General features: G+C 71.3%; 25 protein-coding genes and 1 riboswitch. Of the genes, 14 read left to right on the top strand and 11 right to left on the bottom strand.

The features are described from left to right. Nucleotides 1-88: 88 nt before the first annotated feature. The 5 genes from ACIBKX_RS02120 to ACIBKX_RS02100 all read left to right on the top strand — a co-directional run bounded on the left by ACIBKX_RS02120 (nucleotide 89) and on the right by ACIBKX_RS02100 (nucleotide 4,303). Nucleotides 89-526, top strand: coding sequence for an SRPBCC family protein (locus tag ACIBKX_RS02120; protein WP_363272539.1), 438 nt, complete (start codon nucleotides 89-91; stop codon nucleotides 524-526). 50 nt (nucleotides 527-576) lie between these two features. Beyond that, nucleotides 577-1,707 carry an ArsA-related P-loop ATPase gene (locus ACIBKX_RS02115; protein ID WP_363272538.1) on the top strand — a complete coding sequence of 377 codons (1,131 nt, stop codon included), beginning with the start codon at nucleotides 577-579 and terminating at the stop codon, nucleotides 1,705-1,707. Nucleotides 1,708-1,780: 73 nt separating this feature from the next. Then, nucleotides 1,781-2,254, top strand: a complete 474-nt coding sequence (locus ACIBKX_RS02110) for a DUF5304 domain-containing protein (RefSeq protein WP_363272537.1) — start codon at nucleotides 1,781-1,783, stop codon at nucleotides 2,252-2,254. A gap of 54 nt (nucleotides 2,255-2,308) precedes the next feature. Beyond that, nucleotides 2,309-3,250 (top strand): ROK family glucokinase, encoded by a 942-nt coding sequence (locus ACIBKX_RS02105; protein ID WP_363272536.1) that lies wholly within the window; start codon nucleotides 2,309-2,311, stop codon nucleotides 3,248-3,250. Nucleotides 3,251-3,544: 294 nt separating this feature from the next. Next, nucleotides 3,545-4,303: an endonuclease/exonuclease/phosphatase family protein gene (locus ACIBKX_RS02100; protein ID WP_363272558.1), complete on the top strand. Its 759-nt coding sequence runs from the start codon at nucleotides 3,545-3,547 to the stop codon at nucleotides 4,301-4,303. Nucleotides 4,304-4,488: 185 nt separating this feature from the next. Here ACIBKX_RS02100 and ACIBKX_RS02095 read toward each other — a convergent pair whose 3' ends face one another. Together ACIBKX_RS02095 and ACIBKX_RS02090 are read right to left on the bottom strand one after the other, a co-directional pair. Next, nucleotides 4,489-5,109, bottom strand: a complete 621-nt coding sequence (locus tag ACIBKX_RS02095) for a hypothetical protein (protein WP_363272535.1) — start codon at nucleotides 5,107-5,109, stop codon at nucleotides 4,489-4,491. Then, on the bottom strand, nucleotides 5,102-5,881 hold the full coding sequence (locus tag ACIBKX_RS02090) for an alpha/beta fold hydrolase (protein ID WP_363272534.1): 780 nt from the start codon (nucleotides 5,879-5,881) through the stop codon (nucleotides 5,102-5,104). The genes ACIBKX_RS02095 and ACIBKX_RS02090 overlap by 8 nt, the downstream gene beginning before the upstream one ends. 160 nt (nucleotides 5,882-6,041) lie before the next feature. Here ACIBKX_RS02090 and ACIBKX_RS02085 point away from each other — a divergent pair, with 160 nt between their 5' ends. From ACIBKX_RS02085 to ACIBKX_RS02065, 5 genes are all read left to right on the top strand, one after another. Beyond that, nucleotides 6,042-6,788, top strand: a complete 747-nt coding sequence (locus ACIBKX_RS02085) for a lysophospholipid acyltransferase family protein (protein WP_363272557.1) — start codon at nucleotides 6,042-6,044, stop codon at nucleotides 6,786-6,788. A 50-nt stretch (nucleotides 6,789-6,838) separates the two neighbouring features. Further along, the gene (gene macS, locus ACIBKX_RS02080) at nucleotides 6,839-8,086 is read left to right on the top strand and encodes a MacS family sensor histidine kinase (RefSeq protein WP_363272533.1); all 1,248 of its coding nucleotides are present in this window, start codon (nucleotides 6,839-6,841) and stop codon (nucleotides 8,084-8,086) included. Continuing rightward, nucleotides 8,083-8,787, top strand: a complete 705-nt coding sequence (locus tag ACIBKX_RS02075) for a response regulator transcription factor (protein WP_363272532.1) — start codon at nucleotides 8,083-8,085, stop codon at nucleotides 8,785-8,787. The genes macS and ACIBKX_RS02075 overlap by 4 nt, the downstream gene beginning before the upstream one ends. A 132-nt stretch (nucleotides 8,788-8,919) precedes the next feature. Then, entirely contained in the window at nucleotides 8,920-9,957 is a 1,038-nt protein-coding gene (locus tag ACIBKX_RS02070; RefSeq protein ID WP_363272531.1) for a 6-phosphofructokinase, read from the top strand. A 150-nt stretch (nucleotides 9,958-10,107) separates the two neighbouring features. Further along, a complete protein-coding gene (locus ACIBKX_RS02065; protein ID WP_363272530.1) occupies nucleotides 10,108-11,115 on the top strand; it encodes a 2-hydroxyacid dehydrogenase in 1,008 nt (335 codons plus the stop codon). Here ACIBKX_RS02065 and ACIBKX_RS02060 read toward each other — a convergent pair. The 3 genes from ACIBKX_RS02060 to ACIBKX_RS02050 form a co-directional block, all read right to left on the bottom strand. Then, on the bottom strand, nucleotides 11,112-13,001 hold the full coding sequence (locus tag ACIBKX_RS02060) for an anthranilate synthase family protein (protein ID WP_363272529.1): 1,890 nt from the start codon (nucleotides 12,999-13,001) through the stop codon (nucleotides 11,112-11,114). The two genes, ACIBKX_RS02065 and ACIBKX_RS02060, sit on opposite strands and share 4 nt — an antisense overlap. Nucleotides 13,002-13,112: 111 nt before the next feature. Next, a complete protein-coding gene (locus ACIBKX_RS02055) occupies nucleotides 13,113-13,169 on the bottom strand; it encodes a trp operon leader peptide (protein ID WP_353962302.1) in 57 nt (18 codons plus the stop codon). Nucleotides 13,170-13,179: 10 nt separating this feature from the next. Beyond that, nucleotides 13,180-13,764 carry a TetR/AcrR family transcriptional regulator gene (locus ACIBKX_RS02050; RefSeq protein ID WP_363272528.1) on the bottom strand — a complete coding sequence of 195 codons (585 nt, stop codon included), beginning with the start codon at nucleotides 13,762-13,764 and terminating at the stop codon, nucleotides 13,180-13,182. Nucleotides 13,765-13,815: 51 nt separating this feature from the next. Here ACIBKX_RS02050 and ACIBKX_RS02045 point away from each other — a divergent pair, with 51 nt between their 5' ends. The 3 genes from ACIBKX_RS02045 to ACIBKX_RS02035 all read left to right on the top strand — a co-directional run bounded on the left by ACIBKX_RS02045 (nucleotide 13,816) and on the right by ACIBKX_RS02035 (nucleotide 16,560). Next, on the top strand, nucleotides 13,816-14,745 hold the full coding sequence (locus ACIBKX_RS02045; protein WP_363272526.1) for an SRPBCC family protein: 930 nt from the start codon (nucleotides 13,816-13,818) through the stop codon (nucleotides 14,743-14,745). 35 nt (nucleotides 14,746-14,780) lie between these two features. Continuing rightward, nucleotides 14,781-16,133 (top strand): class II 3-deoxy-7-phosphoheptulonate synthase, encoded by a 1,353-nt coding sequence (locus ACIBKX_RS02040; protein ID WP_363272525.1) that lies wholly within the window; start codon nucleotides 14,781-14,783, stop codon nucleotides 16,131-16,133. 187 nt (nucleotides 16,134-16,320) lie between these two features. After that, nucleotides 16,321-16,560, top strand: a complete 240-nt coding sequence (locus ACIBKX_RS02035; protein WP_363272523.1) for a (2Fe-2S)-binding protein — start codon at nucleotides 16,321-16,323, stop codon at nucleotides 16,558-16,560. A gap of 58 nt (nucleotides 16,561-16,618) precedes the next feature. Here the strand turns inward: ACIBKX_RS02035 and bfr are convergent, their stop codons facing one another. Continuing rightward, nucleotides 16,619-17,098 carry a bacterioferritin gene (gene bfr, locus ACIBKX_RS02030; protein WP_363272522.1) on the bottom strand — a complete coding sequence of 160 codons (480 nt, stop codon included), beginning with the start codon at nucleotides 17,096-17,098 and terminating at the stop codon, nucleotides 16,619-16,621. 166 nt (nucleotides 17,099-17,264) lie between these two features. On the opposite strand from bfr, the gene ACIBKX_RS02025 reads away from it, so the two are divergent. Next, nucleotides 17,265-17,897 carry a sulfite oxidase-like oxidoreductase gene (locus ACIBKX_RS02025; protein ID WP_363272521.1) on the top strand — a complete coding sequence of 211 codons (633 nt, stop codon included), beginning with the start codon at nucleotides 17,265-17,267 and terminating at the stop codon, nucleotides 17,895-17,897. Between the two features lie 23 nt (nucleotides 17,898-17,920). Here ACIBKX_RS02025 and ACIBKX_RS02020 read toward each other — a convergent pair whose 3' ends face one another. The 5 genes from ACIBKX_RS02020 to thiO form a co-directional block, all read right to left on the bottom strand. Next, on the bottom strand, nucleotides 17,921-18,805 hold the full coding sequence (locus tag ACIBKX_RS02020) for a deoxyribonuclease IV (protein ID WP_363272520.1): 885 nt from the start codon (nucleotides 18,803-18,805) through the stop codon (nucleotides 17,921-17,923). Between the two features lie 110 nt (nucleotides 18,806-18,915). Further along, a complete protein-coding gene (pknB, locus tag ACIBKX_RS02015) occupies nucleotides 18,916-20,901 on the bottom strand; it encodes a Stk1 family PASTA domain-containing Ser/Thr kinase (RefSeq protein ID WP_363272519.1) in 1,986 nt (661 codons plus the stop codon). A 118-nt stretch (nucleotides 20,902-21,019) separates the two neighbouring features. After that, complete coding sequence (locus ACIBKX_RS02010) at nucleotides 21,020-21,817, bottom strand: thiazole synthase (RefSeq protein WP_363272518.1); 798 nt, start codon at nucleotides 21,815-21,817, stop codon at nucleotides 21,020-21,022. Nucleotides 21,818-21,824: 7 nt separating this feature from the next. Beyond that, nucleotides 21,825-22,043, bottom strand: a complete 219-nt coding sequence (gene thiS / locus ACIBKX_RS02005; protein ID WP_363272517.1) for a sulfur carrier protein ThiS — start codon at nucleotides 22,041-22,043, stop codon at nucleotides 21,825-21,827. After that, nucleotides 22,040-23,233, bottom strand: coding sequence for a glycine oxidase ThiO (gene thiO, locus ACIBKX_RS02000; RefSeq protein WP_363272516.1), 1,194 nt, complete (start codon nucleotides 23,231-23,233; stop codon nucleotides 22,040-22,042). The genes thiS and thiO overlap by 4 nt, the downstream gene beginning before the upstream one ends. Beyond that, nucleotides 23,231-23,344: riboswitch (TPP riboswitch) on the bottom strand. Its footprint overlaps the gene before it by 3 nt. Nucleotides 23,345-23,497: the final 153 nt, after the last annotated feature.

Here is a 23,497-nt window from a genome sequence, read left to right as displayed (position 1 = left end):
CGGCGGCCCATCCGGTGCGCGATAGCCTTCACGCGTCACACACGTACACCACCCCCCGCAGCGGACCGCATCTGGAGGAGCCACGGCGATGGCGGAACACACCAGCTCGAGCATCACGATCGAGGCGGCACCGGCCGAGGTCATGGGGGTGATCGCCGACTTCGCGCGCTACCCGGACTGGACGGGTGAGGTGAAGGAGGCCGAGGTGCTGTCCACCGACGACCAGGGCCGCGCCAAGGAGGTCCGCCTCGTCATGGACGCGGGCGCGATCAAGGACGACCAGACGCTGGGCTACACCTGGAGCGGCGACAACGAGGTCAGCTGGACCCTCGTCAAGTCCCAGATGCTGCGGTCGCTCGACGGGTCGTACGTCCTGAAGCCGTCCGGCAAGGGCACCGAGGTCACGTACAAGCTGATCGTCGACGTGAAGATCCCGATGCTGGGCATGATCAAGCGCAAGGCGGAGAAGGTCATCATCGACCGCGCGCTGGCGGGTCTGAAGAAGCGGGTGGAAGCCGGGGCGTAGCGCCCCGCGCCCCTCGGGGCGCCACCTGCCACGGCGTAACGTTCACCCTTATGCGCACCCTCCTGATCACCGGCCCCGGCGGCTCCGGCCGCACCACCGTCGCCGCGGCCACCGCGCTGAACGCCGCCCGCGCAGGGCGCCGCACCCTCCTGATCACCGCCGACCGCGTCGGCACCGCCCCCGCGTCGGGGCTCACCGTCGAGCGGCTGACCCCCGGCGAAGAGTTCCGCGACGACCTCCTCGCCCTGCAGAAGCGGGCCGAGTCCGCCCTCGACCTGCTCGGGGCCGGGCGGCTCGAGGGCGAGGAGCTGACCCCGCTGCCCGGCAGCGACGAGCTGGCCCTGCTGCGCGCCCTGCGCGACGCCGGACAGGCCGGGTACGACACCGTGGTCGTGGACCTCCCCCCGGCGCCCCGCGCCCTGGCCCTGCTCGCGCTCCCCGAGCAGCTCCGCCGCTATCTGCGCAGGCTGCTTCCGGCCGAACGGCAGGCCGCCCGCGCCCTGCGCCCCATGCTCGGCCGGATCGCCGGCGTCCCGATGCCCGCCGCCTGGCTGTACGAGACCGCGGCCCGCTGGGACGCCGAACTCGCCGCCGCGCAGGCCGTGATCGAGGACGCGGGCACGACCGTACGGCTGGTCGCCGAGCCGGGACCCGCAGGCGCCGACGCCGTGCGCGCCGCCACCACCGGGCTCGCCCTGCAGGGGCTGCGCACCGACGCCGTTCTCGCCAATCGCGTGCTGCCCGACGACACCGCCGACACCTGGCTCGCCGGGCTCGTCGCCCAGCAGCGCAAGACCCTGGCCGAGTGGTCGGGGACGTACGGCGGAGAACTGCGCCTCCTCCCGCACCTGGGGCACGATCCCCGTGACGCCGACGATCTGGCCGCCCTGGACGTGCCCGCACCGGGCGCCGCCCCGGAAGCCGCCGAGTGGCCCGTCACCGACGCCCTCGCCGACGACGGCGTCCTCGTCTGGCACATCCCGCTCCCCGGCGCCGTACGCGAAGAGCTCGGACTGATCCGGCGCGGCGACGAACTGGTCGTCACGGCGGGCCCGTTCCGCCGCATCGTCACCCTGCCGTCCGCCCTGCGCCGCTGCACCGTCGCGGGCGCGGGACTTCGCGAGGGGGAGCTGCGGGTGCGGTTCGCCCCCGACCCCGATCTGTGGCCGCGGACACGGTGAACGGCCTACCGCCGTTCGGGTAACGTCGAGAGTACGAATCCCATAGGCCGCCCTCCGCAGGAGTCAGTCCGTCATGAGCGATGCCACCGAGCGCGAAGTGCCCGAGCCCGAAGCGGCCGCCACCGACGCCGATGCCTGGGAGAAGGCGTGCGCCGAGGACCTCGCGGCGGAGAAGGCGCGGCGCCGCGCCCAGTACGGGCCGCCGCCCGGCTCGGCCGGCGAGGAGCTGCGCAAGCTCGTCGACGCCGTCTCGGAGAAGCTGTCCGGACTCCAGACGCCGCTGCTCGGCGCGGTCGCGCAGGGTGCCGTCGAGCAGACGGTCAAGCAGGTCGTCCAGCAGGCGAAGGCCGCCGTCGAACCGGTCATCGAGCGCAACCCCGACGTCTTCGACCACCTCGCCGCCGCGGGCTCCGAACTGCTCGCCGCCTACCGCTCCGCGGTCGAGGGCCAGGAGGGTCGCTGGACCCGTGGTGGCGACGCGGCGAGCGGCCGTCCCGAGCCGCGGGACGAGGGCTCCGGCCCCGGCGAACACATCGACCTGGACTGAACACCCCTCGGGTACGGTTGGCCGTAGCGGGGCTCGACCGAAACTGAGGGACACATGGGACTCACCATCGGCGTCGATATCGGCGGCACGAAGATCGCGGCCGGAGTGGTCGACGAAGAGGGCACCATTCTCGACACCCACAAGGTGCCCACGCCGCCGACCGCCGAAGGCATCGTGGACGCGATCTGTGCCGCCGTCTCCGGGGCCGGCAAGGGGAACGACGTGGAGGCCGTCGGCATCGGTGCCGCCGGATACGTCGACGACAAGCGCGCCACCGTTCTCTTCGCACCGAACATCGACTGGCGCCACGAGCCGCTGAAGGACAAGGTCGAGCAGCGTGTCGGCCTGCCGGTCGTCGTCGAGAACGACGCGAACGCCGCGGCCTGGGGCGAGTACCGCTTCGGCGCGGGGGCGGGCCACGAGGACGTCATCGTCATCACGCTGGGCACGGGGCTCGGCGGCGGCATCATCATCGGCAACAAGCTGCGGCGCGGGCGCTTCGGCGTGGCCGCGGAGTTCGGGCACATTCGCGTCGTCCCGGACGGTCTCCTCTGCGGCTGCGGCAGCCAGGGCTGCTGGGAGCAGTACGCCTCCGGGCGCGCTCTCGTCCGGTACGGGCGGCAGCGGGCCAACGCGACGCCGGAGGCCGCGGAGATCCTGCTGGGTCTTGGCGACGGGACCGTGGACGGCATCGAGGGCAAGCACATCAGCGAGGCGGCGCGCCAGGGCGACCCGGTCGCCGTCGACTCCTACCGCGAGCTGGCCCGTTGGGTCGGCGCGGGCCTCGCCGACCTGGCCTCGCTCTTCGACCCCTCCGCGTTCATCGTCGGCGGCGGTCTCTCGGACGAGGGAGAGCTGGTGCTCGACCCGATCCGGAAGTCGTTCCGGCGGTGGCTGATCGGTGGGCAGTGGCGGCCCCATGCGCAGGTGCTTGCGGCGCAGCTGGGGAACAAGGCGGGGCTAGTCGGTGCGGCTGACCTTGCTCGGCAGGGTTGATTTGCCGGCCTGAGGTTTCTTCTTGGCGCCCGTCGTTCCCCCTGCCGGGGCGGCGGGCGCCTTGCTGTGTCGGTACCCGGCGTTGAGCGTTGTGCCCACCCGTTCCGCCGTGCGGAACGCCTGCCCACAACGAGGGCGGGCGGGGGTGTCTGCCTGCGACGAGGACGGGCGGGGGTGTCTGCCTGCGACGAGGGCGGGCGGGGGTGTCTGCCTGCGACGAGGGCGGGCGGGGGTGCCGTGCGGGATGCCTCGCCGCAGCACGCGAGTGGCAGCGCTATCTTGATCCGCATGGCGATGACTCCGCTGCCCAACTCCCGGACCGACGCAGACGGTTCGGCCGTCATCCGTGTGCTCAGTTACAACATCCGGTCCATGCGGGACGACACCGACGCGCTTGCGAGGGTCATTTCCGCCTGTGCGCCTGACCTTGTGCTGCTGCAAGAGGCGCCCCGGTTCTTCCGGTGGCGCAAGAAGCTCGCGCGGCTCTCGAAAGCGGCCGATCTGGTGATGCTCTCCGGCGGGGCCACCGCCGCCGGACCCGCCCTGCTCTGCTCGCTGCGGGCGACCGTGGAGCGGACCGAGGACGTGCTGCTGCCGCTCACTCCAGGTCTGCACCGGCGTGGCTTCGCGACCGCCGTCGTGCGGTTCGGGGGCGCCAGGATCGGCGTACTCAGCTGTCACTTGAGCCTGCAGAGCGCCGAGCGGTACGAGCAGGGCGGGATGCTGCTCGACCGGCTCGCCGGGATGGGCGTCGAGCACGCCGTCGCCGGCGGTGACCTCAACGACCGCCCCAAGGGCCGCACCTTCCGCAGGCTCGCCTCCCGGCTGCGGGACTGCTGGGCGACGGCGCCCTGGGGTGGCGAGAACACCTCGACGCCGGACGACCCCCATCAACGTATCGACGCGATCTTCGCGACCTCAGGGGTCGAAGTGCTCGGCTGCGGCGTGCCGTTGGAGCTGCCGGGGGTCACCGAGGCGGACCTGCGGGCGGCCACCGACCATCTGCCGGTGCTCGCCGCCCTGAGGATTCCCGCCGAGCGGCAGGGCGGCTAGGGCCTGCCCGGCGGATCTTGCCTGGGACGCGCTGGCCTGGCACGCGCGTCTGCGGCGTTGTCGTCCATCGCCATCGCTCCGCGATGCCTCGATCCTCCGCCTTGCAGCTGCACGCACCAGACCACCGCTCACCAGCGGCGCAAAGACGCCGCCCACAGGAGCCGGCCAGATCCGCCGGACAGGCCCTAGACCACCGCGCCCCTGCCCGGATCGTCGTCCTCGTCGTCGTCGCCCTTCATCCGCATCACCAGCGTGGCGAAGCCGCCCAGGAAGCCGCCGATGCTCAGCGTGGCCAGCCACCACGTCATGTTCCAGCCGAGCAGCACCACGAGCAGCAGCAGCACGGGGCCGCCGATCACCGCGAGCCAGGCGAACTTGGCCGTCACGTCCGCCTCGGGCAGCGGCGGCGGCTCCGGCGGGACGAAGTGGCCCTCGTCGTCCGCGCCCAGGTCGTCGTCGGAGGCCTCCGGCGGTTCGTAGTCCCGCGGGCCGCCGACGCCGGGCGCGAAGGAGACGGAGCCGCCGAGCGGTGTCTTCGCCGGGGCGTCGTCCGGAGCGTCCTTGTCCCGCTTGCCGTCCGCCTCCGGGGCGTCGTTCGTGTCGGACTCGAGCAGGGCCAGGTCCTCGATGGACTTGAACGGCTTCGCGCCCGGTGGATCCGCGGGCTCCTGGCCGTACCCCGCGACGATCTCCTTCCAGACCGCTTCCTCGTCCAGCGGTACGCCGCCCTCGGGAGCCTGGGGAGCCTTCTCCTCGGGCTCGCGGTCCTCGTCGTGGCCCGGTTCACGTCGGTCCTGCTCAGCCACCGGTGGCCGTCCCTTCTTTGCCGACACTGGGGGCGAGCCGGCCGATGAACGCGAGGCTCTCCTCGAAAATCCGGTCCGCGTCATGGTCCAACGTCGCGACGTGGTAGCTCTGTTCCAGCAGGATCTCCGTGACGTCCGTGGACGACACCCGGCTGAGCACCCGCGCCGAGTCGACCGGCGGCACCACATGGTCCTGCGGGCTGTGCAGCAGCAGCAGCGGCTGCGTGACCTGCGGAAGCTCGCCGTCGACCCGCTGGAAGAAGCGCCGCAGGGAGTGCGCCGCGTGCAGCGGGACCCGGTCGTACCCGACCTCGTCCGAGCCCTCCTTGGCGATGTCGCTCGCGATGCCCTTCGTCGTACGCACCAGATGGCGGGCGACCGGCAGGGCGCGCGCCGCCAGGCCGTGCACCTTGTTCCCCGGGTTCACCACGACGACGCCGCGCACCGCGTCCCCGTGCTTCGCGGCGAGCCGCAGGGCCAGTGCGCCGCCCATGGAGAGCCCGAAGACGAAGACCTCGGCGCACCGCTCCAGGAGGCCGTGCAGCTCGCGCTCCACCTCCGCGTACCAGTCCTCCCAGGTGGTGACCTGGAGGTCCTCCCAGCGGGTGCCGTGCCCCGGCAGCAGGGGCAGCGAGACGGTCAGACCGCGGTCCGCGAGGAACTCGGCCCAGGGGCGCAGGGACTGCGGGGAACCGGTGAAGCCGTGACAGAGGAGGACGCCGACCTCGCCGCCCTCGTGGCGGTACGGCTCGGCTCCGGGGAGGACCGGCACTTCGGTCTCCTTCGTGAGATGGGGCTGCGGGGTTACGAGGAGTACTTCACCGTACGCGACCGGACTGACACCGACCAGGGTCGTCGAGCCCTTTGGGCTTACTGCGGGTTATGGTCTGATCCACACTTAACAGGAGGCACTCGGTTTGATCTACGGCGCAATGAAGGTCGCCATCGGAGGGCCGCTGAAGCTCGGCTTCAGGCCCTGGGTGGAAGGCCTTGAGAACGTACCCGCCGCGGGCCCGGCCATCCTGGCGAGCAACCATCTGTCGTTCTCGGACTCCTTTTTCCTGCCCGCGGTCCTCGACCGCAAGGTCACCTTCATCGCGAAGGCGGAGTACTTCACGTCACCCGGAGTGAAGGGCAAGCTCACGGCGGCCTTCTTCAAGGGCGTGGGCCAGCTGCCCGTGGACCGCTCCGGCGGGCGCGGCGCGGGCGAGGCGGCCATCAAGAGCGGCATCGAGGTCCTGGAGCGCGGCGAGCTCTTCGGCATCTACCCGGAAGGCACCCGTTCGCCCGACGGCAAGCTCTACCGTGGCAAGCCCGGCGGCCTGGCCCGCGTGGCGCTCGCCACCGGGGCGCCGGTCCTCCCGGTGGCGATGATCGACACCGAGAAGATCCAGCCGCCCGGCAAGGTGGTGCCGAAGCTCATGCGGCCCGGCATCAAGATCGGCAAGCCGCTGGACTTCCGCAGGTACCAGGGCATGGAGCACGACCGGTTCGTGCTGCGCGCGGTGACCGACGAGGTCATGTACGAGATCATGAAGCTGTCCGGCCAGGAGTACGTCGACGAGTACGCGACCGCCGCGAAGCGCCGGATGGCGGACGAGGCGAAGGCCGCGAAGGAAGCGCAGAAGGAAGCCGAGAAGAAGGCCGCGGCGGCCGAGAAGGAACGCTCGGGCGCCTGACGGCGTCGGTGCAAGGGGGAGCCGGAGCGGCTTCCCGGGGGTGGGGGGACATGGCGAGGCGCGTACGGGTCATGAGGATGTCGGTCGAGCAGCCGCTGTGGCGCGCGCTGACCGGCTACCGCGTGCTGACCATGCTCTACGCGATCGGCCTGTTCGTCGCCGCGCACGAGAACTTCGACCGCCCCTGGGTGGCCATCGGGTACTACGTGGTGCTCGCCGGATGGACGCTCGGCACGCTGCCGAAGGTCGCGGGCGCCGCGAGCTGCACCAAGCGGTTCCTGGTCATCGACCTGACGGTCGCGATCACCGGCATCCTGCTCACGCCGGTCGCCGACTCGCACCAGCGGATCGTCCACGACGGTCCCACGCTGCCGTCGATATGGACCGCGGGCGCGGTGCTCGCCTTCGCGATCAAGGGCGGTTGGCGGTGGGCGGCCTTCGCGTCGGCCCTCGTCGGCGTCGCCAACATCGCGCAGCGCGGCAGGCCCACCCAGGACACCCTGCACAACGTCCTGCTGGTCTGCATCGCCTCGATCGCCATCGGATACGTCGTCGAGGTGGCCCGCGCCTCCGAGCGCACCCTCGCCCGCGCCCTGGAGATCGAGGCGGCGACCCGCGAGCGCGAGCGCCTGGCCCGCGACATCCACGACAGCGTGCTCCAGGTCCTCGCGATGGTGCAGCGGCGCGGCAGCGCCATCGGCGGCGAGGCCGCGGAGCTCGGCAGGCTGGCGGGCGAGCAGGAGGTCGCGCTGCGCACCCTGGTGGCGGGCGGCCTGGTCCGTACGTCCCATGTGTCGGAGGACGCCTCCATGGGCGCGGTCGTCCGCGCGGTGGAGGAACCGGACGAGCCGGACGACGACGGCGAGCCCTGCGACCTGCGGTCGCTGCTCTTCCCGTACGCGGGCGCGCGGGTGACCGTCTCGGAGCCGGGCGCCCCGGTCCGCCTCCCGCCGGGCGCGGCACGGGAGCTGGCCGCGGCGGTCGGCGCGGCCCTGGACAACGTACGGCAGCACGCGGGTCCGGACGCCGCGGCCTGGATCCTCGTCGAGGACGAGCCGGACGCGGTGATCGTGACGGTGCGGGACGACGGCCCCGGCATCCCCGAGGGCCGGCTCGCCGAGGCCGAGGGCGAGGGGCGGCTCGGTGTCGCCCTGTCGATCCGGGGGCGGCTGCGGGACATCGGCGGCACGGCCGAGCTGATCTCGGTGCCGGGCCAGGGCACGGAAGTGGAACTCAGGGTCCCGCGCGAGGCACAGAGCGCGGGAAGCACACGGGGGAAGGCAGGAAAGGAACGATGACAGCGCAGCGCGAACAGCAACAGCAGCCGCCGGACGGCACGGCTCCGGTGAAGGTCATGGTCGTCGACGACCACCCGATGTGGCGGGACGCGGTCGCCCGTGACCTCGCCGAGGCGGGCTTCGACGTGGTCGCCACGGCGGGCGACGGCGAGCAGGCCGTGCGGCGCGCGGAGGCCGCGGCGCCGGACGTCCTCGTACTCGACCTGAACCTGCCGCTGAAGCCGGGCGTCCAGGTCTGCAAGGAACTCGTCGGCGCCAATCCGGCCCTGCGGGTCCTCGTCCTCTCGGCCAGCGGCGAGCACGCCGACGTCCTGGAGGCGGTCAAGTCCGGCGCCACCGGCTATCTCCTGAAGTCGGCGTCCACCGAGGAGCTGACCGACGCGGTGCGCCGCACGGCCGTCGGCGACACGGTCTTCACGCCGGGCCTCGCGGGCCTGGTCCTCGGCGAATACCGCCGTCTCGCCTCCGATCCGGCGCCCGGCACCCCGGACGAGCCGAAGGCCCCGCAGCTCACCGACCGCGAGACCGAGGTGCTCCGCCTGGTCGCCAAGGGCCTGAGCTACAAGCAGATCGCCGAGCGGCTCGTCATCTCGCACCGCACGGTGCAGAACCACGTGCAGAACACCCTGGGCAAGCTCCAGCTGCACAACAGGGTGGAGCTCGTCCGGTACGCGATCGAGCGCGGCCTCGACGACGAGTAGCCCTCATTCGGGTGAACCCGCATGATCAACTCCCTTGCGCGGAACGGGAATTGACCGTCCGCACCGTCCCTCAGTGACCTGGATCACCATTAGCGTGACCGCATCAGGTCACTGAGGCGAAGGGACTTTTCCATGGCGGCCAAGAAAATCGGAGTACTGACCGGAGGCGGCGACTGCCCCGGCCTCAACGCCGTCATCCGGGGCGTCGTCCGCAAGGGCGTGCAGGAGTACGGCTATGACTTCGTCGGCTTCCGGGACGGCTGGCGCGGTCCGCTGGAGGGCGACACCGTCCCGCTCGACATCCCGGCCGTGCGCGGCATCCTGCCCCGCGGCGGCACCATCCTCGGCTCCTCGCGCACCAACCCCCTCAAGGTCGAGGGCGGCATCCGGCGGATCAAGGAGAACCTCGCCAAGTACGAGGTCGACTCCCTCATCGCGATCGGCGGCGAGGACACCCTCGGCGTCGCCGCGCGGCTCACCGACGAGTACGGGGTCCCGGTCGTCGGCGTACCGAAGACCATCGACAACGACCTCTCCGCCACCGACTACACCTTCGGCTTCGACACGGCCGTCGGCATCGCCACCGAGGCGATCGACCGACTGCACACCACCGCCGAGTCGCACATGCGGGTCCTGGTCGTCGAGGTCATGGGCCGGCACGCCGGGTGGATCGCGCTGCACTCGGGCCTCGCGGGCGGCGCGAACGTCATCCTCATCCCCGAGCAGCGCTTCGACCTCGACCAGGTGTGCGCCTGGGTGACCTCGCGCTTCAAGGCCTCGTACGCGCCGATCGTCGTCGTCGCCGAAGGGGCCATGCCCAAGGACGGCGAGATGGTCCTCAAGGACGGCTCGCAGGACTCCTTCGGGCATGTGCGGCTCTCCGGGGTCGGCGAGTGGCTGGCCAAGGAGATCGAGGGGCGGACGGGGAAGGAGGCCCGGACGACCGTGCTCGGCCACGTCCAGCGCGGCGGCACCCCCAGCGCCTTCGACCGCTGGCTCGCCACGCGTTTCGGGCTGCACGCGATCGAGGCCGTCCGTGACGGGGACTTCGGGAAGATGGTGGCGTTGCAGGGGACGGACATCGTGCGGGTTCCCATCGCGGAGGCGACGGCGAGGCTGAAGACGGTGGATCCGAAGCTGTACTCCGAGGTGGGGGTCTTCTTCGGCTGAGGGGAGGACGCACCCGCAGGGACGCCCCGTAAGGGGCGCGGGGAACTGCGCGATCAGCCCCCACAACCCGCAGAGCACCACGACGGGACGGCCCCGGCCCACGCAGTCTTCCGGGTGCCGTCCCGGCAGGGGGTACCTACACTCGCCACCATGGAGATCCTCGCCTTCGGCGTGCAGGCCGACGAGAAGCCGTTGATCGAGAAGGCCTTCGCCGCCCACCACGACGTCCGCTGCCTGGACGTCTTCCTCACCGAGGACACCGCCCCCATTGCCGCGGGCTACGAGATCATCTCCACCAGCGTCAACGCCGACCTCGGCAACCGTGTCCTGCAGACCCTCGCCGCCGGCGGCACGCAGATGATCGCCCAGCGCTCGACCGGGTTCAACAACATCGATCTCCAGGTCGCCGAGCGCCTCGGCTTCACCATCGCCCGGGTCTCGTACTACTCGCCGTACTCCGTCGCGGAGTTCGCCTGGACCCTGGCGATGGCCGTCAACCGCCGCATCGTCCGCGCCTCCAACCGCACCCGCGACTTCGACTTCCGCCTCGACGGCCTGATGGGCCGCGACCTGCGGGGCCGCACGGTCGGCGTGCTCGGCACCGGCAAGATCGGCGAGGCGTTCACCCGGATCGCGCACGGCTTCGGCATGAACCTGCTCGGCTGGGACGTCGCGCAGAACCCGGCCTGCGTCGAGCTCGGCATGAAGTACGTCGAGAAGGAACAGCTCTTCACCGAGGCCGACCTGATCAGCCTGCACGTCCCGCTGCTTCCCGCGACCCAGCACATCATCGGCGCCGACGCGCTGCGGATGATGAAGGACGACGCGCTCCTGGTGAACTCCAGCCGGGGCGGGCTCATCGACACCGAGGCCCTCGTCGCGGAGCTGCGCGCGGGCCGCTTCGCGGGCGTCGGTCTCGACGTGTACGAGGCGGAGGCGGGCCTCTTCTTCCTCGACAAGTCCCTTGAGGTCGTCGAGGACGACACCCTGGCCCGCCTGGTGACGTTCCCGAACGTCGTGGTCACCTCGCACCAGGCGTACTACACCGTGGACGCGGTGGGCCAGATCATCGACACCACGGTGCAGAACGTCCTGGACTACCGGGAGGGCCGCCGAGGCGAGAACGTGCTGGTTCCGGCGGCCCCCAAGTCGGCTTAGACCAGGACGCCGGACAGCAGTTCCCGCACGATCGCCGTCCCGCGCAGCGAGAGCACCGACTCCGGGTGGAACTGCACGCCCGCGAAACCGGGGCCGCGCAGCGCGTGCACCTCGCCCGTGGCCTCGTCCCGGCTGACCTCCACGCCGTGGGCCGCCAGCTCCAGTGCCGCCTCGTCGTCGCAGTGCGCCACGAAGCTGTTGTAGAAGCCGACCGTCTCCGTACGCCCGAACAGGTCGATCCGGGTCTGCGCGCCCTGGTACGGGATCTCCTTGCGGACGATGTCCAGGCCCAGTTCGGCGGCGAGCAGTTCATGGCCCAGGCAGACGCCGAGCACGCCGTGCCGGTTGTCCCGGATCACGTCGGAGGCCAGCGAGCGAAGGAACGCCATCTTCGGGTCGGCGGGGTCAGCGGGGTCGCCGGGGCCGGGGCCGAGGATCAGCGGGCCCTCGTGGGCCAGCACCGCGTCCCTGAGCCCCGGCTCGTCGTAGCGCCGCACCGAGACCGTCAGGCCCGACGAGCGCAGCAGATGCGCCAGCATCGCCGTGAACGTGTCCTCGCCGTCGACCACCAGGGCGTGCCCCGTCAGCTCGGCCGTCTTTCCCCAAGCTCTCAACTTCGTTCGAGCAGGGGATGCCCCACCCTGCATCCGCAGCCAGAACGGGGCGAGCCCCGCCCGGCGCCCGTCGAGCGCCGCCCGCACGCGGGGATCGTCGGCGAGCGCCGGGCGTACCGACTCCTGCCGGGGGCGTCCGGGGCGCACACCCAGCGCGGCCAGGACGCCGGCCGCCTTCGCGTGCGTCTCCGCCACCTCGCCCGCCGGGTCGGAGCCGCGTACCAGCGTCGCGCCGACGGGGACGCGAAGGCGGCCCGTGGGGGAGATGTCGGCGGTGCGGATCAGGATGGGGGAGTCGAGGGTCTGCGCGCCGCCCGCGTCACGCCCGATGAGGGCGAGGGCGCCCGCGTAGTAGCCCCGGCCCCCGGCCTCGTGGCGCTCGATGACCCGGCAGGCGTTCTGTACCGGCGACCCGGTGACGGTCGCCGCGAACATCGTCTCCTTGAGGACCTCGCGTACGTCCAGCGACGACTTGCCCCGCAACTCGTACTCGGTGTGCGCGAGATGGGCCATCTCCTTCAGGCGCGGCCCGACGACGACGCCGCCCATGTCGCCGACCGTGCACATCATCTTGAGCTCCTCGTCGACGACCATCGACAGCTCCTCGGTCTCCTTGCCGTCGGCGAGGAAGGTGAGCAGACCGTCCGCGGTGGGGCCATCGGCCGGGTAGCGGTAGGTCCCGCTGATCGGGTTCATGACGACCGTCCCGCCGGACATCCGCACATGCACCTCCGGGCTCGCCCCGACCAGCGTCCGGTCTCCGGTGTGCACGACGTACGTCCAGTACGCGCCCCGCTCGCCCACGAGCAGCCGCCGGAAGAGCGCGAGCGCGTCGGCCCTGTCGAATCCGGGGATCTCACCCTCGTACGTACGACGGATCACGAAGTTGGCGCCCTCGCCCCGGCCGATCTCCTCGCGCAGCACCCGGCCCACGATGTCGGCGTACGCGGCGTCGTCCACGTCGAAGGCCCCGCCCTCGACCCGCACCTCGTGGTCCGGCAGCGCCGCCAGGGCGTCGGCGAGCGGGAGTTCATGGGTCTCTTCGGGCGTGAGGACGGCGAGTGGGGTGCCGTCGTCGCGCACGTCGAAGCCGCGCTCGCGGATCTGCCGGAAGGGGACGAGCGCGAGGCCCTCGGCGGGGATGTCGGCGAGGCGGTCGTACGTGCCGACGGAGCCGATCAGAACCTCGACCGTGTCGTGGTCGCGGCCGGGCGTGCGGCGGCGCAGCACGGCGAACGGACGGTCGTCGGACAGGAGCTGTGTCAGGTGCATCGGTCTGTTCCTTCTCACTCGGAGAGGAACGGCCCGGTCCGGAGGTCCTGGTCCGGAAAACACTGAAGGCCGCCCCTCGGGCGGCCTTCGCGAGTCTGGGTACGCGCAGATTCAGTGGGCCGCCGGATGAGCGGGCCACCACCAGTTACGGGTCTGCTGCGAGTACATGCCAGGCACCTTAGCGCATCATCAGGACGTCGAGGGCCTCGTCCAGATACGCGCCGAACTCGTCGCCCGCGGGCAGCGCCGACGGCACCGCGTGCCCGAGCTGGGCGTGGCCCAGATAGACCGTGTACGCGAGCAGGCCGCGCCGCCGCGCCTCCGCCTCGGGGAAGCCGAGCGCGGCGAAGAGCTCGGCGACGTACGCGACCCGGCGGTCCGTCACCCGGCGCATGACCTCGGCGACCTGGGGGTGCGAGGCGGTCGCGAGGAGGGCGACCTCCAGCGGGTCGGAGGTGGCCGACGCGATGGCCTCGGCGAAGAGCAGCCGGATCCGCCGCCGGGGGTCGGGCTCGGCCTCGACCTCCTGGATCGTCCCCTCGGTGTGGATCTCCGCCCAGCGGTTCAGGGCGGCCTCGATCAGCGCGTCACGGTTGGCGAAGTGCCAGTAGAAGCTCCCCTTGGTGGTGCCGAGACGGACGGCGAGGGGCTCCACCGCGACGGCCGCGAGCCCGCCGTCGGCGATCGCGGCGAGGGCCGCGTCCGCCCAGTCCTGAGCGCTGAGCCGGGGCTTCGCCGCCGCCTTCTTCTGCCGTTGCACCATGACCGTACGGTACCGTATGGTCAACCATACGCCAGCGTATGGAGGTGCGTGATGAGCACGGTCCACAACGAACACGAGCGCGTGATCAAGGCTCCGGCGCGCGAGGTCGGGGCGCTGCTCGACCGGCTCTCGGCCGCCGACGACCCGGTCTTCCCGACGCCCGCCTGGGAAGCGATGATCTTCGACCGCCCGCTCGGCGTGGGCGCGACCGGCGGCCACGGCCCGGTCCGTTACAGCGTCACGGAGTACGAGCCGGGCCGCCGCGTCCGCTTCGACTTCACCCCGCCGGACAACGGCTTCCACGAGCTGACCATCGAGCCGATCGGGGAGCGGCGCTGCCGCGTCCGGCACGTCCTGGAGACCCGGCCGCAGGGCGTGAACCGCGCGCTGTGGCCCACGGTCGTGCGGCCCGTGCACGACTCGATGGTCGAGGAACTCCTGGACAACTTCGAGCGTGTCGCGACGGGTTCGGTCGCGCGCCCCGTCACGTGGTCGCCCCGCGTCCGGCTTCTCAACCGCCTCCTGTGGCTGCGCCCCGAGAGCGTCGGCACCCCGGAGTCGGCCGCCCTGATCCGCGGCGCCCTGGACCGGCCCGGCTACGAGGACGCGTACCGCATGGAGCTGCTCCCCGGCCAGCCCCGCGACCCCGAGGCCTGGACCGGCATCCTGCGCGACGCCTTCCCGGTGCTCGCCCGCGAGGGCGGCGAACTGCTCCTGGCGGTGGACACGGCGGGCCTGACCGCCCGCGCCTCGATCCTGGTCGACGACCGGTACGTCACGCTCAGCACCGCGGCCCGCGCCGACACCCTGCGCGGCAGGGTCTACTGGGGCGTGGTGCGACGCGGACATCCCTTCATGGCCCGCACGATGCTGCGCCGCACCCACCGCCGGCTCGCCCTGGCGGCGCCGGACGCGGCCGAAAGGGAGCTGACGCGCCGCCGCTCGGCTGTGTCTGCTCCGTCTCACTTGGTGAGCGGGTGAATGGACCGGGGACTTCACCCCGTAATGTTGTCGAGGTGACCGTGAACGCTAAGACCACCGCAACCGGTGGCAACACCTGGCGAGACCTACCCGCGGCGCAGCAGCCTGAGTACCCCGATGCCGAGGCTCTGCGCGATGTGATCGCGGACCTCGAGTCGTATCCGCCGCTCGTCTTCGCGGGCGAGTGCGATCAGTTGCGCGCCCGCCTTGCGTCTGTGGCCAAGGGCGAGGCGTTCCTGCTCCAGGGCGGCGACTGCGCAGAGGCCTTCGACGCCGTGTCGGCCGACCACATCCGAAACAAACTGAAGACGCTGCTCCAGATGGGCGCCGTCCTGACCTACGCGGCCTCCGTGCCCGTGGTGAAGGTGGGTCGCATCGCGGGGCAGTACTCCAAGCCCCGCTCCAAGGGCACCGAGACCCGCGACGGAGTGACGCTGCCGACCTACCGGGGCGACTCGGTCAACGGCTTCGACTTCAACGAGAAGGCCCGTGTCCCGGACCCCGAGCGCCTGAAGCGGATGTACAACGCCTCCGCCTCCACGCTCAACCTGGTGCGCGCCTTCACCACCGGCGGTTACGCCGACCTGCGCCAGGTGCACGCCTGGAACCAGGACTTCGTGAAGTCGTCGCCGTCCGGCCAGCGTTACGAGCAGTTGGCGCGGGAGATCGACAACGCGCTGAACTTCATGCGGGCCTGCGGTACCGACCCGGAGGAGTTCAAGACCGTCGAGTTCTATGCCTCGCACGAGGCGCTGCTGCTCGACTACGAGTCGGCCCTGACCCGCGTGGACTCGCGCACCGGGCGGCTCTACGACACCTCGGGCCACATGGTCTGGATCGGCGAGCGGACCCGTCAACTGGACGGCGCGCACATCGAGTTCGCGTCCAAGGTGCGCAACCCGATCGGCATCAAGCTCGGCCCGACGACGACCACGGAGGAGGCGCTGCAGTACATCGAGCGCCTCGACCCGGACCGTGAGCCCGGCCGGCTGACCTTCATCGTCCGCATGGGCGCCGACAAGGTCCGGGACAAGCTCCCGGAGCTGGTCGAGAAGGTCACCGCGTCCGGCGCGACCGTCGCCTGGGTCACCGACCCGATGCACGGCAACACCTTCGAGGCGGCATCCGGCCACAAGACCCGCCGCTTCGACGACGTGCTCGACGAGGTCAAGGGCTTCTTCGAGGTCCACAAGGGCCTCGGCACCCACCCGGGCGGCATCCATGTCGAGCTCACCGGTGACGACGTCACCGAGTGCGTGGGCGGTGGCGACGAGATCTTCGTCGACGACCTCCACCAGCGCTACGAGACGGCTTGCGACCCCCGGCTGAACCGCAGCCAGTCGCTGGACCTGGCCTTCCTGGTCGCGGAGATGTACCGGGACCAGTAGTCCCGGCTACTACCGGAGTACGTACGAGTGGGGCGCGGATCGATGTGATCCGCGCCCCATCGTCGTATCCGGTCCAGGGCTTTTGCGCACAGGAAGCGGCGGGTAAGGTTAGGTTAGCCTCACCGATTAATCGGGACGGGCACTACTTGTTGAACCCGTCTGAGATCTCACCGGGGAGGTGGACCGCATGTTCGTCTGCAACTGCTTCGGCGTCACGGAAGCGCAGGTGAAGAAGCATGCGGCGGACGGTGCCTGTACCCCCCGCCAGATAGCGTCGGCCTGCAAGGCGGGCACGGACTGTGGTTCGTGCGTACGACGCATCCAGGCGCTGCTCGGCCGGGGCGCGTGCCCCACCCGTGACCTGGTGAAGGACGGCAGTGCGGCGGTGGCGCTCGCTCCGGATGCGGAGCTCCCGGAAGCCGCGTAGAACCGCGTAGAGCTTTATGGCTCGGGCTCTGGCCTGCGGCTGTCGCCTTTGCCGCTGCTCAGCTCTCCGGCTGCTCGATGAGCTGCGCGATGTAGAGCGCCTCACCGAGCTTGTCGACCAGTTCCAGCTGGGTGTCCAGATAGTCGATGTGGTGCTCCTCGTCCTCGAGGATCGACTCGAAGATGTTCGCGGACGTGATGTCGCCCTTGCCGCGCATCACCTCGATCCCGCGCTTGAGGCGGTCGATCGCCTCCACCTCGATCTGCCGGTCGGCCTGGAACATCTCGGTGACCGTCTGCCCCACACGGACGTGGAAGAGCCGCTGGTAGTTGGGCAGGCCCTCGAGGAACAGGATCCGGTCGGTGAGGACCTCCGCGTGCTTCATCTCGTCGAAGGACTCGGACCGGGTGTATTTCGCGAGCTTCGTCCAGCCGAAGTTGTCCTGCATCTTCGCGTGGAGGAAGTACTGGTTGATCGCCGTCAGCTCGGCGGTCAGCTGCTCGTTCAGGAACTCGATGACCTCGGGGTCGCCCTGCATCGCCAAGGCTCCTTCCAAGTGTGTGTCTGGCCAGGTAGCGCGCATCTTTGCACCGGTGTTCGGAGGCCGTCCAGTAAGTGCACGCTTAGTAGGAGTTGCCCGAATCGGCGTTTGGGGAGGGGCCGCCTGGTCACGTCCACTGTCCCGGGTCTGTCAGGATGGAGGCATGGGTCAGCCGGCGGATCACGCATCTCGGAGAGCAGCGGAGCCGGAGCTTCCACCGGGACAGCGGCTGCAGCGCGGCTGGCCGGTCACGCACTACGGGCCGGTGCCGAAGTTCCGCCCCGAGCGCTGGGAGTTCAGGGTCTTCGGGGCCACGGCCGACGGCGAGAAGCACTGCTGGACGCACGAGGAGTTCTCGGCTCTTCCGTACGCCACCGTGGTCGCCGATCTGCACTGCGTCACGAAGTTCAGCATGCTCGGGGCCGAATGGGGCGGCGTACCGGCCCGCGCGCTCCTGGAGATCGCACCGCCGGCGCCGCATGCCACGCATGTGATGGTCTGGGCCGAGTACGGCTTCAGCTCGAATCTGCGGATGGCCGACTTCGACTCGGACCGCGCGATTTTCGCCACGCACAAAGGCGGCGAACTCCTCACCGCGGAACACGGATTCCCGCTGCGGCTTGTCGTCCCGCATCTCTACGCCTGGAAGGGCCCCAAGTGGGTCCGCGGCATCGAGTACATGACCGCCGACCGCCGCGGCTTCTGGGAGGAGCGCGGCTATCACAACGTCGGCGATCCCTGGCGGGAGCAGCGGTACTCGTACCAGGAAGAGCCCGGGGACGGTCCCGAGCTCTAGGTCTGGCCGCTCTGGACCTGGCCTCAGCCGTCCCTGAGCTTCTTGAGCCGCTCCACGTCCGCCGCGTGGCCCTCCTTGCCGCCGGGTGTCTCGATGATCAGGGGTACGCCCTCGGTGGCGGGGTGGGCCATCAGCTCACGGAACGGCTCCTCGCCGATGTGGCCGCTGCCGATGTTCTCGTGGCGGTCCTTGTGCGCGCCGGCCACGTCCTTGGAGTCGTTGGCGTGCACCAGCTTCAGCCGGCCCTCGCCGACGGTGTCCACCAGCAGGTCCAGGGTCTGCCGCATGCCGCTCGGCCCCGTCAGGTCGTGGCCCGCCGCGAAGATGTGGCAGGTGTCCAGGCAGACGCCCAGCTTGGGGTGCGAGTCGAGCGCCTCGAAGTACGGGCCGAAGTCCCAGGTGCGGGAGCAGAGCGAGAAGCCCTGGCCGGCGGTCGACTCCAGGAGAAGGAAGGGGTCGTCGTCGTGCGTCAGCTCGTCCAGCAGCGGCAGCATCCGCTCGCGGACCTGCTTCAGGGCCACGGAGCGGTCCCGGCCGCCGGTCGCCGAGCCGGTGTGCACGACCACGCCGAGCGCGCCGATCTCACGGCCGCGGCGCAGCGAGTGGCGCATGGACTCCACGGACTTCTCCGCGGTCGCCTCGGTGTGCGAGCCGAAGTTGATCAGATACGGCGCGTGGACGTAGGCGGGGATCCCCTCGGCGGCACAGGCCGCGCGGAACTCCTCGTCCTGCTTCGGGTTCCCGGGCGGCGTCGCCCATCCGCGCGGATTGGCGACGAAGACCTGCACGGCCTCGGCGCCCATCTCACGGGCGTAGGAAAGCCCTACGGAGGCGAGCCCGCCGGCTACGGGGACGTGGCCGCCCACGGGGTTGCGGGACACGGCGATGGGGGACTTGTTGCTGCTCACGGGGTCAAGGGTGGCACGGGGGTGCGGGAGCCCGGCGAGAGGCTCCCGGTTCGGCCGCGCACACCCCGGGGAGGACCCCGTGGCTCAACCCCGGGGGAGGACCCCGTGGCTCAACGGATCTCGATGGTGATCGTCGACCCCTTGGCGGCCTCCTCGCCGCCCTCCACCGACTGGCCCTTCACCGTGTCCCCGAAGAGACCCAGCAGACCGCGGTCCTCGTCGACCTCGAAGCCCGCGTCCTTCAGCTCCTGCGTGGCCTCGTCGACGTTCATGCCCACGACGTCCGGGACCTCGATCATCTGCTGGCCCTTGGAGAGCGTCAGTGTGACCGTGTCGCCCTCGGCGAGCTGCTTCTGGCCCTCCTTGGGGGACTGCGCGGCGACATCGCCCTTGTCCTCGTCGGAGTAGACCCGCGTCGCGGCGATCTTCACCTTGAGCCCGGCGTCCGCCAGGTCGGCCCGCGCGTCGGCCTCGGACTCGCCCGTCACGTCGGGGACGTCGATCGCCGCGCCCTTGCTGACGACGAGGGCGATGGCGGAGCCCGCCTTGCGCTTGGTGCCGGGGCCCGGGTCCGTGCTGATCACGGAGCCCCTGCGGACGTCCTCGCTGAAGGCCCTGGTCGTCATGCCGGCGGCCAGACCCGCGTCCTTCAGTTCCTTCTTCGCCGCGGCCAGCGGCGTGTCCTTCAGCTCCGGGACCTTCACGATCTCCGGGCCCAGCGAGACGGTCAGCGTCACGCTGTCGTTGTCCCGGATGCGCTCGCCCGACTTGGGGTCGGTCGCCATGACCGTGCCCCGCTTGTCGGTGTCGCTGTAGGCGCGCTTGACGTCCTTGACGTCGAGCCCCGCCTCGTCGAGCCGCTTCCTGGCCTCCGCCTCGGTCTTCGCCAGGAGCGGCGGGACCTTCGTGAACTGGCCCGAGTTGATGTACCAGACGCCCGCCCCGAGTCCCAGCGCCAGCAGCACGGCGGCGACCAGCACGAACACCCCGCGGCGCGGGGTGGGACGCCTGCGGTCGGGGGCGGAGGACGGGGGAGCGGCCGGCGGGGGCGTGGTCAGGATGCTGGTGCGGTTGAGCGGATCCTGCCCCTCTCCCGGGTTCACGCCCTCGGTGGGGAGCGGCAGCTGCACCGGCCGCACCGTGCGCGGGATCACGCTCGTACGGTCTTCTGCGTTGTCGTGGTCCGTCGTGCGCGCCTGCGGCGGCACCGCGTCCAGCTGGTCCAAGGAGAGCGCGGCCCGCGCCTCCCTGGTCTGTCCCAGGAGCGCCACCGCGTCATGGGGGCGTACGTCGGGGTTGCGGGCGGTGGCCGACGCGACCAGCTCGTCGAGCTCGACGGGGAGCCCGGGGACGGCAGCCGACGGGGGCGGAACGTCCTCGTGCAGGTGCTGGTAGAGCACCTGGGCGGGCGATTCCCCGGAGTGCGGCTTGGCGCCGGTCAGCATTTCGTAGAGGACGACGCCACACGCGTACACGTCCACACGCGTGTCGGCCGTGCCGTGCTCGATCTGCTCGGGGGCGAGATACGAGACGGTGCCGAGGACCGTGCCGGTGGTGTTCGTTACGGTGTCCACCGCGCGGACCAGGCCGAAGTCGGCGACCTTGACCCGTCCGTCGTCCCCTATGAGGACGTTCTCCGGCTTCATGTCGCGGTGCACGAACCCCGCGCGGTGCGCGGCGCCGAGCGCGGCGAGGACCGGCTCCAGGATGTCGAGCGCGGCCCTGGGCTGCAGGGCGCCGCGCTCGCGCAGCACGTCGCGCAGGGTGCAGCCGGCGATGTACTCCATCGCCAGGTACACGTACGCCCCGTCGGTGCCCTGGTCGTAGACCCCCACCACGTTCGGGTGCGAGAGCCGGGCGACCGACTTCGCCTCGCGGATGAAGCGGTCGACGAAGGAGGCGTCGGCGGCGAGCGTCGGGTGCATCACCTTGAGCGCGAGCACGCGGTCGAGGCGGGTGTCCACGGCCCGGTAGACCGTGGCCATCCCGCCGACCGCGATCCGTCCGTCCACGCGATACCGGCCGTCGAGCACCTGCCCGACGATGGGGTCTCCCCGGCCGAAGGCTGGGGAAGGGTCCTGAAGGGTCGTGTCCACGGATGGAGTCTACGAGCCGCCACCGACACCGATGCCCGTGCGGTCGGCTTCAGAGCGTGACTGCAGCCGACCTGTGACGCGGGAGCCGCTTGTCAGGGACCTGCCCGCCCGCCGCCGCTCAGAAAGCCGGCCGCTCCCGGTGATCCAGCACGGCCAGGCCCTCCGCGGGAGAGGACGCCTCGGCGAAGTGCCGCCGCGGAATCCGCCCCGCCCGGAAGGCCAGCCGCCCCGCCTCCACCCCGTGCCGCATGGCCTCCGCCATGAGCACCGGCTCCTGCGCCCGCGTCACCGCGGAGGCGAGCATCACACCCGCGCACCCCAGCTCCATCGCGAGCGCCGCGTCGGACGCCGTGCCCGCCCCCGCGTCCAGGATCACCGGCACGCGCGCGTGCTCGACGATCAGCTGGAAGTTGTGCGGGTTGCGGATGCCGAGCCCGGAGCCGATGGGCGATCCGAGCGGCATGATCGCCGCACAGCCCGCGCCCTCCAGCTTCCGGGCGAGGACGGGATCGTCGTTCGTGTACGGAAGGACCGTGAAGCCGTCGTCGACCAGCGTCTCGGCGGCGTCCACGAGCTCGATCGGATCCGGCAGCAGCGTGCGCTCGTCCGCGATGACCTCCAGCTTGATCAGATCCGTGCCGAGCGCCTCCCGCGCGAGCCGCGCGGTCAGCACGGCCTCGCCCGCGGTGTAACAGCCCGCGGTGTTCGGCAGGACGCGGATGCCGAGCCGGCCGAGCACGGAGAGCACCGAGCCCTGCACGCCCGGATCGAGGCGGCGCATCGCGACGGTGGTCAGCTCCGTCCCGGAGGCGATCAGGGACCGCTCCAGGACGTCCAGGCTGGGCGCACCGCCCGTACCCATGATCAGCCGCGAGGAGAACGTGAGCCCGCCGATGACGAAGGGATCGTCTGCCATGGTCGGTTCAGCCTCCTTGGACGGCGGTGAGTACTTCGACGCGGTCGCCGTCGGCGAGCGCCGTGGTCGACCACCGCGCGCGCGGGACGACGGTTTCGTTGAGCGCCGCGGCGACACCGGAGTGCGCCGTGGTGAGCGTGGCGACGAGGGCCGCGAGCGTGGTGCCCGCGGCCACGTCGCGGACCTCCCCGTTGACGGAGACGGCGCAGTCGGCTGAGAGGGTCATGCGGGCTGCTCCAGGAGAGACGGTGCCGAGAGGGCCTGGCCGAAGCGCAGGGGAGTGAACGCCCTTGCCTCGTCGGGCAGTTCGCCGGTGGTCAGGGAGTGCGCCATGACGTCGCCGGTGACGGGCGTGAGGAGGACGCCGTTGCGGTAGTGCCCCGTGGCCAGCTGCAGTCCGGGCAGCTCGGTGGCGCCGAGCATCGGCGCGTTGTCGGGGGAGGTGGGGCGCAGGCCCGCGCGGGTCTCGGTCAGCGGCAGTTCCGTGATGCCGGGGACCAGCTCGTGGGCGTCCCGGAGCAGCTCGTACACGCCGCCCGCGGTGACCGTCGTGTCCCAGCCGAGCTCCTCGCTGGTCGCGCCGACGACCAGCTCGCCGTTCTCGCGCGGCACCAGATAGACCTGGCTGCCGCGCACGACGGCACGCACCGTACGGCTCAGGAACGGCGCGTAGCGCTCCGGCACCGTGAGCCGGAGCACTTGCCCCTTGACCGGCCGAACGGGCGGCAGAACCCCCTCAGGGACCCCTGAGAGCCGCCCGCTGAGGCTGCCCGCCGCCAGCACGGTCGCACCGGCGGCCAGAGCGGTGCCGTCGTCGAGGACGACGCCGGTCGCCTTCTCGCGTACGACGGTCAGCCGCCGGGCCCACGCGCGGTGGAAGGCCACACCGGCCCGCTCGCAGGCCACGAGCAGCGCCGCGGCGAGCCTGCGCGGGTCGACCTGGTGATCGCCGTCCACCCGCAGCCCGCCCCGCACGCCCGGCGCGAGCATCGGCTCCAGGCGGCGGCACTCGCGCCCGCTCAGCCACTCCGACTCGAGCCCCGACCGGCGCTGCAGGGCGTGCAGTTCGCGCAGATGGGCGCGGTCGTCGGCGTCGAGCGCCACGGCGAGCGTGCCGCACGCGCGGTAGCCGAGATCCCGGCCGCTCGCCTCCGACAGCTCCTCGGCGAACCGCGGATAGCGCCGCGCGGAGGCCAGATTCAGGCCGAGCAGCGTCTGCTCGCCGTAGTGCAGTTCGGTGACCGCGGCCAGCATGCCCGCGGCGACCTGCGCCGCGCCGCCGCCCGGTTCGGGGTCCACGACCGCGACGGACAGGCCGCGCTGGGCCGCCCGCCAGGCCGTGACCAGGCCGATGATGCCGCCCCCGACGACAAGGACGTCCGTCGTCTTCTGGGGTGGTGGTGTCTGTGGATGCATGGGTGTCCAGCCCCTCCCTTCGCCGGCATGACCCGGATCAGGTTCGTACGGTCGGAGGCCGTCCCAGCCTCCCTCTCAGCCCGGTGCGTCCGGGCTCCCGCGAGTGCTCTGCACCGGCCACCCTAGCCCGTCGTCCCCGGAGGCAGTAGGGGGAGCTGTCCGGGTATGGGCAGTGACGGTGTGTCAGAGATCTCCTCGCCGCGCTCTGAGGTCCGCGTCGTACGCCGTCCTACAGTGATCGGGTGAGCGAGCAGCGGAAGCAGG

Origin of the sequence: Streptomyces sp. NPDC050658 (assembly GCF_044457025.1) — a bacterium.
Lineage (GTDB): Bacteria > Actinomycetota > Actinomycetes > Streptomycetales > Streptomycetaceae > Streptomyces.
This window is presented reverse-complemented; position numbering and strand designations above follow the sequence as displayed.